This window comes from Clostridium fermenticellae (assembly GCF_003600355.1).
Lineage (GTDB): Bacteria > Bacillota > Clostridia > Clostridiales > Clostridiaceae > Clostridium_AV > Clostridium_AV fermenticellae.
The window spans coordinates 1416292-1429418 of sequence record NZ_CP032416.1 but is presented as its reverse complement, the minus strand read 5'-3'; the positions used below and the strand labels follow the sequence as shown (position 1 = coordinate 1429418).

Here is a 13127-nt window from a genome sequence, read left to right as displayed (position 1 = left end):
CGAAATTTTTATAAAATTCTATTTTAAATTTTTTAATTTTTAAATTTCAATAAAAATACCCTTAAAGTTTATATTTCATAACCTTAAGGATATTTTTATTTTTTCATTAGTCTACCTAAATTTATTTCATTATGCTTTCTCAAATATTATTTAAAAAACTGATTTATTATCTAAATTATCATCTTCACTACCATTAGGATTGCTTCTTAAATACTCTCTGCCACTTTTAGCTTTTTCGACATTTACACCTTCTATTAAACCGTCTTTTGCCATCGTTATTGCTTCATCCATTGAATATATATTACCATTTTCAAGCATTACATTAGTTATATCACCCTGAGAATTTTTCTTTACTTTCAGAACTTTTGATTTATCACTCATAACTAACACCTCACATATATTTTCTTTTCAATATTATTTGTAACAGTGTTATATAATATTCGTGAATTATTCCCATGTAAAAATTTCTATAATAAATACATTTTTCAATTGATTTTATGTTACTATAATAAGAAATGATTTATTAAAGGAGGATATAAAGATGCTTGAACTGTTAAAAAAGAGAAGAAGTATAAGAAAATACACAAATGAAAAAGTTTCTGATGAAAAAATATTGAGCTTAATACAAGCTGCATTGCTCTCACCAACATCAAAAAACTCTAAATCCTGCGAGTTTATTATCGTTAAAGATAAAGACTTATTAAGTAAACTTTCTAATTTCAAACCAGGTGCTTCATTTTTAAAAAATGCTGATCTTGGAATTATCGTTATGGGTAATCCTTCTTTAAGCGACGTATGGATAGAAAATGCCTCAATTGCAGCAAGTAATATCCACCTGTTATCTCAAGAAATAGGCCTAGGGTCTTGTTGGCTTCAAGTAAGGAATAGAAATTATAATGAAAGTACATCCTCAGAAGAATACATTAGAGAAATATTTAATGTTCCTGAAAACATAAACATTCTGGCAGTAATCTCTATAGGCTGCCCAGATGAAGAAAAAGATCCTTTAACAGAAGAAAGCTTAAATTATAGTAAAGTATATTTAAACAGTTACTCAAATAAATACTTAAAGTAGCAATATAAATTATTACCAAAGTAGAACCTTTTTAGGTTCTTTCCTTGGATTATTTTCGATGGCGCTACAGCTTTTCCCTAAGTGTTATTTTTAATTTATAGGGCTCAGTAAACATATCATATGTAGAATTTTCAACAGTACAATGTTTTGGTGTAAATAAAAACGAGTTATTTACTGGATAGTTTATTTCTTTTGAATTTAGTATTACAACAATTTCCTCATAAGTTAACTCTTTTTCTATATTATTTTCTGTATTTAACTCACCATTTATATTCTTAAATTCAAATATTACCTTCATATTTCTCTCCTTAAAAGCTTAGAATTTTACAAATTTATTTCTTTAGTCATCATAATTATAATCTTACTAAAATATATAATTCAAGTAAAAAAGAACAAATATAAAGAATAAATGTATAACATTATTGCTCGACTTTCTCCGAAAATATACTTCAAAAATGCCACATTATTCAGATTTAAATAAATGCGGCGTTCAAATATATGTTAGAAATTTATCTGGCTAAATTTTCCCCATCCTTAAATGCTCTTAAAGATAACTCATCAAACATTTCTAAATCAGTATTATTACTAGTTCCGCAGTAATGAATACTATCCTCCAACTTCCAACCATATTATTCTAAAATATCATTAGCAAATTTAACGCTCTCTGCACCTATTTTAGGATCTGGGCTTCCTTGAACAAATATGGTTATTAACTTTTTACCTGGATGTCTTGGTGTAAAGTTATCTCCAAGCATTGAAAATGTACGATCCAACCAAACTCTTGCTTTACCTGTAATTTGATAATAGTAAATTGGAGAACCAAATACAATAGCATCGGCTTCATTAATAGCCTTATACATTGGCTGAAGATAATCATTAATAGTACAAACCGTCATGGGTACGGCAATAGAAGTAGCTTGGCAGCCACGAACTCCAGAATTATTTAAATTAAATTCAATAACTTCAGCACCTTTAGATTTAGCTCCTTTTGCTACTTTTTCTAATAATTTTACATTCCCTTGGTGAATGGAGTTATTAAGTCCATAAATATAAAGAAGAACCCATCTAACACAAACCTGCCGTTAATATGTATCGGCAAGTTTATATCATTTTCTTCTAATTATACACTTTTGCTAATAACAATCACACTGCTTAAAATGATGGCTTAGATACCTGTTAATTTATCTTTGAAATTTGCCTTATTCATTATTATAATCACATTTCTGGCATTGAGCCATTGTATGTTCATTTTCATTTTTATGATAAGCTCCAGACCACTTACAAATACTTTGCAAAACAGGTACAACAGATTTACCTTTGTCTGTTAGTGAATACTCTACTTTAGGTGGAATTTCATTATATTGCTCCCGTTTTATTATGTTATCTGAAATTAAGTTTTTCAAAGTTGTTGCTAATACTGCATCTGTTATATTTATCATTTCCTTACGAATTTCACTATACCGCAATATATGCTTTTCAGCTAGTACACATATGATACGTGAATTCCACTTGCGTCCAAATATATCCAATCCATACTCTAGAGGACATCTGATTTCTCTTTCTAATTTTTGTTTATACACTTGCCATTCCTCCAATATTTTTGATACATAAATTATAATCTATTGATATAAATTTACAAGTTACTATAAAATTTATTAGTTACTCATAAATTTGCTTATATCTTTCACCCACATAGTTTTTTTAATATACTTTAATTGTGTAATAAACAAATATAACAATATTTAAGGAGGAACTTTAATATGAAAGTAAAAGCTTATCTTGAAATCACAATGAAAATCGGCAGTACAAAAAGAGCCTCTGCAGCAAAGGTTTATTCAGATTACCGCACTCCATTTTTGAATAGCATATCTGGTGCACTTACTAAAAACCTTTTAATCCGCGATGAAGATGTTCAGGTACTCCATGGCTTCGATAGTGTAGAACACGCAAAATTATATCTAAATAGCGAACTATTCAAAAATGATGTTTTTGTAGGACTCAAAGCATTATGGGATGATGCTCCTGATGTGAAAATATACAGTGTAGTGTAATCTTCAATTATGCAAAAAAAATAAACTTAACCAGTTGTACGATTTAACAGGCATTATAAATAGTGCCTGTTTTTAAAGTTCAACCGGTAGCAAACCATCTGTTAAAAGCATCTGTCCACATTAAATACATCTCATGTTAAGGTTCAACCAATTAAAAAAGTATCTTTTATTTTCATCATTTTTGATTTAAATACATCTCATGTTAAGGTTCAACTTCAACAAAATAAATAAAAATATGGTTGGCGGTTATCCAGTAGTACATCTCATGTTAAGGTTCAACTTCAACGCATTTTCATGTCCTTCAACGAAATTAAATAATTTGTACATCTCATGTTAAGGTTCAACTTCAACCAGAGTAAAATAGCCATTCTTTATTTCCATTATATCTCTAACCCTATTGATAATAAAGGCTTTATCTGAAATTTTTCCAACCATTTTTTATTTTAGACAATCACAGTAAAAAGGTGCTATAAGCTATTGAATTTAAACAGCTTAGGCACTTTAACTTTTAACGGTGATTGGAAAATCAACTTTGACTTCATGCACAATTTATTTAATAAACCCTTTCGTTCGCATTGCCTCTGAATTATGAAAACATGCCATTCCAGTTTTCATTTTACTAAACCCACGTTTTTCATAAAAAGCTTCCTTACCAGGTGAAGCATACAATATAAAACTGCACTGAGGAATACACTTTAAAATGGCATCAACAATTGTTCTGCCAACACCCTTTCCCTGATATTCAGGTAATACTGCAACATCATAAATTGCAGCCTGATAGCTTCCATCTGAAATTGCACGTCCGAATCCAATTAATTTGTTATCATCAAAGACAAATATGACAGTATGACTATTTTTAAAAGCTTTTTCATGCATTTTCGCCTCAAAATATGCCATTCCAACCTTTTTTAATATTTCAGAGACATCATTCCAATCTACATTTAAACAATTATATTGAATGTTAAGGTTCATGTTTTCTCTCCTCCTTGAAACAATAATAATTTCAATTATAAATATAAATGATTACGCTGCGTAATGTGCAAGTTAAATTTTTGCATTTACCACGCAAAATTAAAAAATCAAAGTATCAAATTCTCAGTATTTTTATCATTTGTTCCAAGCGTTTCTTCTTCAAAACAGCTATCATTCATAAGTTTTATTATTGTTACAAAATCACCACTCTCTACAATCTTATTCAGTTCGCTTTTCAATTTTATCATCTTTGAAGGAGTTATTGATCCTCTAAAAACAGAATTTTGGTGATGATGAAAATACTTTTTGCAAACTTTAAATACTTTATTCACCCTTTTTTCATTTACATCATAAAATAAAAATGCGTAATTGAAATTAAAGTTTCTCTTCATAGAAATGATCCCACCTTACATCATATCCTTTAAACTAAAAGGTTTAAATTCTTCTCCTTCTACTAAATATTTTATAAGTTTGTATCCGTCAAGTCTTATTGCTGTCTTATAACTCACCTTCCTCTTAAGCTTTTTATGGTCGAAAACACTTTCAAATCTCTGCTCAATTGCCTGTACAAATATTTTCCTGCCTTCATCATTTAAAAGACAATAATTATATTTCTTATCAAAATGCTTGCTTACTTGAATCTGCTTTGTATTGACCAGATCAAATATCGTCCTATAAACTATTGCTGGTTTAAATACCTCAGACAGATCAAGACTTAAAGAAAACCTACCCTCAGACGGTTCGTGGAGATAACTTATAGTTTGATTTAAATGGGTATTGTAAATTTGTGCTACCGTCTTCGAATATAGTATTGAATTTCCAAAGGATATAAGAGCATTTATTGGATTATCTGGAGGCCTTTTAACTCTTTTGTTGAGTACAAAATCTTCTGGCAATATGTACTTGAAACACTCATAAAATCTCTGCCATATTTCGCCTTCTACTCTGAGTATCTGCTTTATTTCCATATTGCCGTCTTCCATATATTCAGGTAGCTTTTCTCTTATCCACTCAAGAGCAGGTTCTACTTCTTTTTTATCATGTCTGTAATAATGATATAAAAGCTGATATATATTTTCTCCTATTCCGCTTACAAATGCCTTTGCTATATAATTTCTATTATTTAAAAAAGCCCCAACCTGCTTTATAGTTACCCTGCCGCTTACAAGATTCTCTTTGGGATAAAAAGTTCCGCTGTAATATCCATAGTAATTAAAAAAGTGGATAACTATGCCTGCTTTAGCTGCAAAATCAAGAAATTTTGTATTTATAGAGATTTCATTCATACAGTACAGTTCCTGTATCGACTCTACAGGTAAATAGGAATTCCCCTTATCATTCTTAAACACTATTGAATTATCTTTTCTCTTAAGTTCTCCCATACTCATAAGATACTTAGTACCGCCTGCCATTTTTTCACCACCTAAAATATATTTTATATATAACAATACTCATAATAAGCACATTTCCTGCAGCCCTTGACTTTTCCGATTTTAGGAGGTATCTCCTCTTCAAGCAGCTTTTCCATTTCAACTTCTAAATCTTTTAATCTATTTTCACTTTCTTCTGTGAGACTTACATATATTATCTTTTTATCCTGTTTATTTTTTTCCTGAAATTCAAGCTTGCCTTCTCTAATTATGCCTTTACTTTTTAATACACTTAAATAAAATAAAACCTGCCACTTTGAAGCCTCCACATCTGCATCTGACTTTTTTATCTCAACTAAATAATCCTTAGTAAGCTTGTCTATCTTCACATTATCTATAGCTATTTCTGCATTATCCTTGCCTTCTGCCTTTAATTCATGGATTGCCTTTCCTATTTTTACATCTTCATTTGTATACTCCATATTAATTCTATTGCCATGCAGCCAAAACTGTCTTTTGCAGTGAAAATAGTAATTTATAAGTGTACCATTTATTTTCATACTTTCCTCCATAATTACAAAATTATATTTGCCGCATCAACCTTTTTTCCCGTAAATATGTCCTGATTAAACCTGCCATTTTTTATATACTTTTCTCCGTCTGAAATATAATATATATCTCCAAGCAGTTCATTGTACTGATCCGGTATCTTCTTTACCCTGTATATAAAATAATTTAAGAGAAGATTAATTTCAGACAATTTCACCCTCTTCTCAGCATAGCCAATAGAATTGTCCATTAAAACCTTTTTATAACTTGTCCATACATCACATCCAGATATAAATTCATCTTTTCTAATTTCTATGTCCCGAGAAATAAAAACCGTATATTCTTTTTGATCGTCATCTATAAGTTTCATACGTTTTTCCAGTTCCTTAAAATCCAAAGAATTTAATTGTGAAATAAAATGAGCATATCCTCTATCATTAAACTCCCTTTTCTTTACATTTATTTTATCTATCACTCTTTTATAGTATTCCTCAAAATCTTTTCTCATAAGAATATCTTTAATATCATCCTCAAGAAGCGTAAATTCCTTTTCTTTTCTTACATCACCTTTGTATATATCGGCGCAGTCATCAATCTTGAAAAATTTCACCTTTCCATTTCTTAAGTATGACCTGTTTATCCTGCCCATAAACTGTTCTTCTGCATCCATTATGGATATATTTTTATAGCCAATATCCATATCAATGTCAATTCCGGCCTCTATTATTTGAGTCGCTATAAGTATAAGTTTTGTATTCTCATCCTTTGCCATACCCACAATTTTCTTTCTGTCAACTTTGTTATCATCAGAGGTCATAATGACAATTTTATGTCCATATTCATTGTGAAAATTCTCATTCATATAATCATAAAATTCATCCGCTCTCTTTCTAAATATGAACTCAATAAGTATTTTGTTATTGTCTTTACCTTCCAGCTCAATATCCTCCATCAAACTTTTAAATTGCTCTTTAATTTCGCCCTTCAAATTAAGCATTTCAAATTTTACTCTATTCATAAAGTAAGGATTCTCAAAATAATGTTTTCTATTCTGTATAAGATAGGCAAAATTTTCACTTTCATAATCTATCAGTTTGTTGAACCTTGGAAGTGTAGCTGACATTATTATAACCCTTATATTCAAAATTTCAGAATATACATCTAAAAAATTTATTATCTCTTTCCATATATCATTTTTATAGCTTTGTATTTCATCAAGTATTATTACTGAATTACACATATTTACAAGAGGAAAACATTCTTCCCTGCTGGTTCCAAATAAAAAGTTAAATAAGCCAACATGTGTAGTTATAACAAAAGGATAGTTTACAAATATTCTGTTTAAAAGAGACTTTTCATAATCTTCTTCGTCAATAGTCTTTATAGGCGTTAATGAATTTATAACAGATATATTTTTAATTATATTCTCGTCATCTTTAAATATCTTCATAAATTCAGCTTCTGTCTGTTCAACTAAGGTGTTAAAAGGGAATACGTAAAATAGCTTATTTATTTTCTCATCTGAATTAAGCATAAGCCTTGCAAGATTAATTGAAGTTACAGTTTTTCCTGCTCCAGTCGGTGCTTCAAGATAATATATATTCTTGCTTTTATCTTTTAGATAATTTTTTTCAGCCTCAAGTGTTATTTCAGATCTCAATTGATTTATATTTGTATACATCTCATCGTGTACAGGATTTTTTTCATATTCCCGTACACTTTGCATAATAGAATATTTATCTATATCTTCACTGAACTTCCTCTTTAAATTCTCGTTTACAAGTCCTAAATCATCTACTTTTTCGCCATTCATAAACTCTGATGTGGCATAATAATCTGATGCTGTTAAAATTGAAAATATAAGTTTACTGTAAATATATATGTAAAAACCTAATCTATCATCTTCATTCAAACAGTCTTTTACATTTTTACGGGAATTGCTAAATGAATTAAAAATATATACCTTTCCCGAAGTATCCATATTGAGATCAGGATAATACTTTTCTTTGCTGTACTTCTCAGGAAAATCGCTTAACAATTCTTCGTAATTTTTAATATCAATAAGAATTCCATGGTGTCTTGATATTATATAGGAGTTTAAATACATAAAATATTTCAGATAAAACCTGTCATGTCTTTTATGAATCTTATCTATCTTTTTTGAAAAATAACTTACATATATATATGCCCCGAGAAGTGAATGTTCTTTCTCTGCCTCTGTATCTTTATACAATTCATTTAGCATATTAATCCATTGAAAACCAGGATTAATTTTTCCCATATCATGCATATACACAGTATTGGCAAGCATTTCTTTCCATAGATTTATGACTTCTTCACTTTTATGTTTCAATATATTTTTTTCAAGCCTAAAAAACACATCACTTAGGTTTTTTTGTCTGCATATGAATTCAAAATACCTATATGTCAACTCTATATGACAGTTAAGCTTTTCTCTTCTGCTTTCATCATTTCTGTCTCTGTGGGCATACATATTATTAAGATTATTTATGAAATCTTCTGTTTTAAACAAGTTAACACTATCAAAATACATGGCAGCCTCCTAAAAAAAGTAGATATTCTTTCCAAGTTTCTCATCTCTATATATAAATTCATCTTCATCTAAAGGATCCACATACATATTTGTCTCCGTAAAATCAGCAAATTTGTATTGATTAAGTTTTTCATCCAGTTCTACTGGAAGGTATTCTGTATATTTCCATGCAGTATCTTCTGCATTTTCATCTAAATATTTATCTACCTTAAAATATTGAGTTTTAAACATACTGTCGATTTTCTCAAAATCATCTATTTTTGATACCTCAAGCTTGCATACATCTGCTATATCTGCAAAATGATCATTTGTACCAAGGTATGGTATAAACTTAGCTTTATTTTTCATAAGCATATCTGAAAACTCAGCTGTACCACTGTCTATTTTTACATAGACAATCCATTCCGGTTCCTCAAGCCACTGTTGTTTTACTATAAGATTTCCTCCAGTCTCTCTGCTTGCATATCCTACAGAATTATTAAAGGCTTGAATTTTCTTTGTTATATATCCATGCTTGTTAAGAGTTATTACCGAAACCTTAGAAGATTTCAGTCTGTCATAAAATTCTGGATATATATTTTTTTCAAAGTCACTACTCTGAAAATTATACCCTTTGAGTCCAAGAACACTTCCCATTATCCCAAGTATGGCAATCTTGTGTATATTCCCATATGTAAAGTAATAATACGTATTTACATCAGGCTTTTTAAAAAACGCAGTTCTGCCAGAAAGCTTAAACCTTAAAACTTCCATCCTCTAAACCTCTTTTCTTGTGAATATATCGAAAAACTTAGCTCCTTCAGGTTTATTTTGCAATTCCAATTTATAGTCATTATAATAAATTTCTATGCTTTTAACATCATCCTTTATTTGCTCCAGTATTTTATTTAAATTCAATTTCAAAATATCCTTGTTTTTGCCTTTTTCAAATTCCATGAACTGAGTTAAATTTGGAAAATAAGTATTTTCATCTGTCTCTATAAAAAGTGCAAATTCATTTTCACACCCTGACTTTGCATTTGTATTTAATGCTGTTGCACCTATAAGTGCTCCATCTTTAAATCTATTAAAATCTTCATCTGTATAACCTTCTGTAACTTGCATATCCACGTAATCTCTATAAGAGGTTGGATTTACATAAAAAGGATAGAGATAATGTGCTTCATCGCTTACGATTTTTGTTCCAAGTGTGCTCTGATTTGCCTCCTCTGCTTCCTTTCCCTCTTTAGCTTTCTTATCGCTTCTAAATGGTGAAAGGATTTGCTGTTCCTCTATACTTGACTTTTCATAAACATTGAATCCCTGACCTATCTGTACTGCTCCTGTAATTGATATATTATTTCCCTCTTCTGCAAAGGTAGCTCCAAATGACTTTACGTCAATTGCAGAAAATAAATTTTTAAGGACAGCTGTACTTTCATCTTTCTTAGTAAGTGTGGTATCAAAAACTTGATTGTATCTTTCCTCAAGAGATCTTGGTCTTATTTTTCCTTTTTCAGTTTTAAAAGACTTTATATAAAGTATTTTTTCCCCATTATCATCCCAATATTTTTTTATACTGTATTTAAGTGCCTTATCACTACCGAATATATTTCCATTACTTATTGTCTTTGGATATCCTCCAAAATCAGCATTCCAATTTGCCATAATTGATTTTATTCCGATAACACCATATACTCTATTCATTTAGTTTTCCTCTCCTTTTTTATATATTAGACTGGGACTTAAAAATCCCGCAATTATACTGTCTTGATCTACTTCATTTTCTGGCACATAAGCTAAAATCATACAATATAAATTGTTAAATTTAAGATGCGGCTTTATCGTGTAGTTGTATTTTACAAATAATCTTCTGAGTCTTTCTTTAATAAATCTATCATTTTCTGAATTTAGAAAAGCATTTATGAAAGAACAGCTTTTATTTGCTGATTTATTCAGGCTATAAAAATATTTAAGAAGCTGTCCTATACAAAAATAGTATTCTGCATCATTTCCTATTTTGACCTTATCCCCATTATCTTCTTTTATATTTATCTTTTCGTCTACATTTCTTCTGGCATCGTGAACAATCGAATTCATATTCTTTTTTCCTCCTTCATTAAAATAACCAATAAGTGCGTACCTTAAATTAAACTGATTCACTGCTTTATTCACATTTCCCTGAGCTATAGAATTACGCAAAAGATACAGCGTCATACTATCCCAAAAGGTTTTCACAAGAGAATCCTCTCCCTTAAAAAACCAAGTATAAAAGCCATGTCTGTATTTCAAAAGACATTCTTTCACTTTAGAATCATTCAAGCTTATATCTCCAGGTTCTGTAAAAAAATTAGTTTCAAGAAATTTATTAAAAAACACCTCATTTACATTCCTTTTTACTTCTTTAAGGTAAAGCATATTTCCTACAAGTAATTCAAATTTTTCACCTATACCCTCATTTAGTATTGGTTTTATCTCTATATTTTTTTTCAGCTTGTATTTATATATATTCACAGAGTCATAATCTAAAATTTCAACTTCTTTTCCCTTTTTTACTCTTAAAATATGTCCACTAAAATCGGCCTCCATACTCTCTTTCGCTTTTAAAGGATACATATTTTTATCTACATATATACAATTTTTAGTTTCTGCTGAACAGTTCATAAGATAGTCAAATACCCTTTTTTCATTTGAAATAGTTTTAGAATCCACAAGTAGTGGCAGTTTACTCTTTCTAGTCTTGTTTTCAAGATATGGCTTTTTTGAATTGAGTCCCATATTAAAGTCCGAGAGTCCAAATACATTCTTCCCAATTTTAACATTATAATCCGGGCTATTGTATATATTAGGGATCATATATCTTTGACTCTCTGTTTCATAATTGTGAATATTTGTTTGGTAAAATAATTTAAGATATGTTTTGTCTAATTTCTTTAAACGTCCTGCTATTTTCCATATATTTTCCTTTATCCAACTTTGTACTTTATCTATAAATTCTCCATCTGGCTCGCTGCTTTCTTCTACAAATTTAGTGTACAACTTTAAATTTTTTTTGCCTTTATACTTTTTTTCAGGATTTTTTAAAACATCATAATATCCTTCTATTATTTTTTCATTCAATTTTCCACTTAATAAATCCAAGTTTTCTTTTTTAACATAAAAAGAAAACATATTATTACTATGTATTACTTTAGCTGGATCTATTGGTTTATTCATGGAAATAAGTCCACTCAAGCAGTCTTTTTCTGCAAATTTTTTATAAGTATCCTGTGACTTGTCAGAATTTTTATCTACATCAAATATATCAATAACTTCGCCATTATCATCTAGGGTAAACTCTACATAACTTCCAGGTGACAGAGTATAGTTATCTATAATTAAAGCATCACCCTTTTCTTCATATTCATTATTAAATGCCATGCAAATTTCATTTATCAAACATATTCACCTCCACTCTTATTTTATATACTGATAATTCATGAAACCATAACCCCTTGGACACATATCAGCCGTACCTGTTCCAAGCAGCATATATGCAATATTTTGAGCATCATCATTTGTTTCTATAGTTAATGTCACTTTGTCACCAAGGAGTTTCTTGTCTTTGAAATCAGCAGCTATTGGCTTTTTGTTGTCTATTTTAGAGTAGTTAAATAGTTTTAAATTCTTATCTACAATTTTTCCTGTAAGAACTTCATATTTTTTTATGCTGGTTGTTCTTATATACTCAAAGAATTGTTCTTCGGTATATCCATTTCTCCAATATACAATTTTGTCACTTCCCGGCATTTTTACTATTACAGGTGTTATACTGTATACCCTCTCTATTGGTCTTTTAGGCACAATTTTACTCTTGCAGACAAGTACCTTGAGCTTTAAAGTATATTCATTACACAAAAACTTTAAAAAATGTTCCCTTAATTCATCCCCTATGCACCTTAGTTGAAAATTATAAATTTCACCTTTTTTATATATCTTAGTTTTTACATCCAAAGGGTATAAACTATTAAAGCAATAATTTTTCATAGTATTTTTTTCATGAAAATTCTCCAGAGCTTCATTCTTGTAAAAAGACTTATCTATAAGCCTGCTTAAGTCTTCAAGTGCTTCTCTAGTAGTAATATTTTGAAGTGTAAATACTTTTACATTTATTTCAACAATATCCATCAATATTCTCCATTCATTTGTATTATTATATATATAAAGAAATGATTTTCCATATATATTATTATTCTGCCTATTTAAAAAAACTCCTGCATAATAACAGAAGTTTTTTATAACTAAAAATTTAAATTTGTGTGTAAATAAAATTATTATATAAAATTATCCATTGTTATTTTAATATTTATAATTTAAACCTGTATAAAAATGTGACTTAAAAATACTAAATTAAACTTAATACAAATTATGTTGATAATAATCATAATGTAAAAATACATTTATTTTATACAACACTTGTTATGGTTCAACAGCTGCAGTTATGCCAATAACTCATAAACCAATTCCATTTAAATACATCTCATGTTATAGTTCAACGACAATGTAAGAACTCTTTTATAGAGTTGTTGCGGATTTAA

General features: G+C 29.3%; 15 protein-coding genes and 1 CRISPR repeat array (1 of these 16 running past the window's edge). Of the genes, 2 read left to right on the top strand and 13 right to left on the bottom strand.

Features of this window, described 5'->3' with window-relative positions; genetic code table 11:
- Positions 1 to 150: 150 nt before the first annotated feature.
- A complete protein-coding gene (locus D4Z93_RS06795; RefSeq protein WP_119971672.1) occupies positions 151 to 381 on the bottom strand; it encodes a DUF3892 domain-containing protein in 231 nt (76 codons plus the stop codon).
- A 160-nt stretch (positions 382 to 541) separates the two neighbouring features.
- On the opposite strand from D4Z93_RS06795, the gene D4Z93_RS06790 reads away from it, so the two are divergent.
- Positions 542 to 1075, top strand: a complete 534-nt coding sequence (locus D4Z93_RS06790; protein WP_119971669.1) for a nitroreductase family protein — start codon at positions 542 to 544, stop codon at positions 1073 to 1075.
- Between the two features lie 64 nt (positions 1076 to 1139).
- Here D4Z93_RS06790 and D4Z93_RS06785 read toward each other — a convergent pair whose 3' ends face one another.
- The 3 genes from D4Z93_RS06785 to D4Z93_RS06775 all read right to left on the bottom strand — a co-directional run bounded on the left by D4Z93_RS06785 (position 1140) and on the right by D4Z93_RS06775 (position 2655).
- Positions 1140 to 1373, bottom strand: a complete 234-nt coding sequence (locus tag D4Z93_RS06785; protein WP_119971667.1) for a hypothetical protein — start codon at positions 1371 to 1373, stop codon at positions 1140 to 1142.
- A 331-nt stretch (positions 1374 to 1704) separates the two neighbouring features.
- Positions 1705 to 2103, bottom strand: a complete 399-nt coding sequence (locus D4Z93_RS06780; protein ID WP_243106001.1) for a flavodoxin family protein — start codon at positions 2101 to 2103, stop codon at positions 1705 to 1707.
- Positions 2104 to 2274: 171 nt separating this feature from the next.
- Complete coding sequence (locus D4Z93_RS06775; RefSeq protein ID WP_119971664.1) at positions 2275 to 2655, bottom strand: winged helix-turn-helix transcriptional regulator; 381 nt, start codon at positions 2653 to 2655, stop codon at positions 2275 to 2277.
- Between the two features lie 180 nt (positions 2656 to 2835).
- Between D4Z93_RS06775 and D4Z93_RS06770 the strand changes: the two genes are divergently transcribed.
- Entirely contained in the window at positions 2836 to 3126 is a 291-nt protein-coding gene (locus D4Z93_RS06770) for a hypothetical protein (protein WP_119971662.1), read from the top strand.
- A 549-nt stretch (positions 3127 to 3675) separates the two neighbouring features.
- Here the strand turns inward: D4Z93_RS06770 and D4Z93_RS06765 are convergent.
- The 9 genes from D4Z93_RS06765 to D4Z93_RS06725 form a co-directional block, all read right to left on the bottom strand.
- Positions 3676 to 4098, bottom strand: a complete 423-nt coding sequence (locus D4Z93_RS06765; protein ID WP_119971659.1) for a GNAT family N-acetyltransferase — start codon at positions 4096 to 4098, stop codon at positions 3676 to 3678.
- 107 nt (positions 4099 to 4205) lie between these two features.
- On the bottom strand, positions 4206 to 4490 hold the full coding sequence (cas2, locus tag D4Z93_RS06760; RefSeq protein WP_119971657.1) for a CRISPR-associated endonuclease Cas2: 285 nt from the start codon (positions 4488 to 4490) through the stop codon (positions 4206 to 4208).
- 15 nt (positions 4491 to 4505) lie between these two features.
- Positions 4506 to 5510 (bottom strand): type I-B CRISPR-associated endonuclease Cas1b, encoded by a 1005-nt coding sequence (gene cas1b, locus D4Z93_RS06755; RefSeq protein WP_119971655.1) that lies wholly within the window; start codon positions 5508 to 5510, stop codon positions 4506 to 4508.
- 23 nt (positions 5511 to 5533) lie between these two features.
- Positions 5534 to 6028, bottom strand: a complete 495-nt coding sequence (locus tag D4Z93_RS06750; RefSeq protein WP_119971652.1) for a CRISPR-associated protein Cas4 — start codon at positions 6026 to 6028, stop codon at positions 5534 to 5536.
- A gap of 14 nt (positions 6029 to 6042) precedes the next feature.
- Complete coding sequence (gene cas3, locus D4Z93_RS06745) at positions 6043 to 8571, bottom strand: CRISPR-associated helicase Cas3' (protein WP_119971650.1); 2529 nt, start codon at positions 8569 to 8571, stop codon at positions 6043 to 6045.
- A gap of 9 nt (positions 8572 to 8580) precedes the next feature.
- The gene (gene cas5b / locus D4Z93_RS06740) at positions 8581 to 9324 is read right to left on the bottom strand and encodes a type I-B CRISPR-associated protein Cas5b (RefSeq protein WP_119971647.1); all 744 of its coding nucleotides are present in this window, start codon (positions 9322 to 9324) and stop codon (positions 8581 to 8583) included.
- Between the two features lie 3 nt (positions 9325 to 9327).
- Positions 9328 to 10257: a type I CRISPR-associated protein Cas7 gene (locus D4Z93_RS06735; protein ID WP_119971644.1), complete on the bottom strand. Its 930-nt coding sequence runs from the start codon at positions 10255 to 10257 to the stop codon at positions 9328 to 9330.
- Positions 10258 to 11988, bottom strand: a complete 1731-nt coding sequence (locus D4Z93_RS06730) for a hypothetical protein (protein ID WP_119971641.1) — start codon at positions 11986 to 11988, stop codon at positions 10258 to 10260.
- A gap of 18 nt (positions 11989 to 12006) precedes the next feature.
- Complete coding sequence (locus tag D4Z93_RS06725; RefSeq protein WP_119971638.1) at positions 12007 to 12717, bottom strand: hypothetical protein; 711 nt, start codon at positions 12715 to 12717, stop codon at positions 12007 to 12009.
- A 339-nt stretch (positions 12718 to 13056) separates the two neighbouring features.
- A CRISPR array of direct repeats spans positions 13057 to 13127; the repeat unit is 30 nt; it runs 2589 nt beyond the window's last position.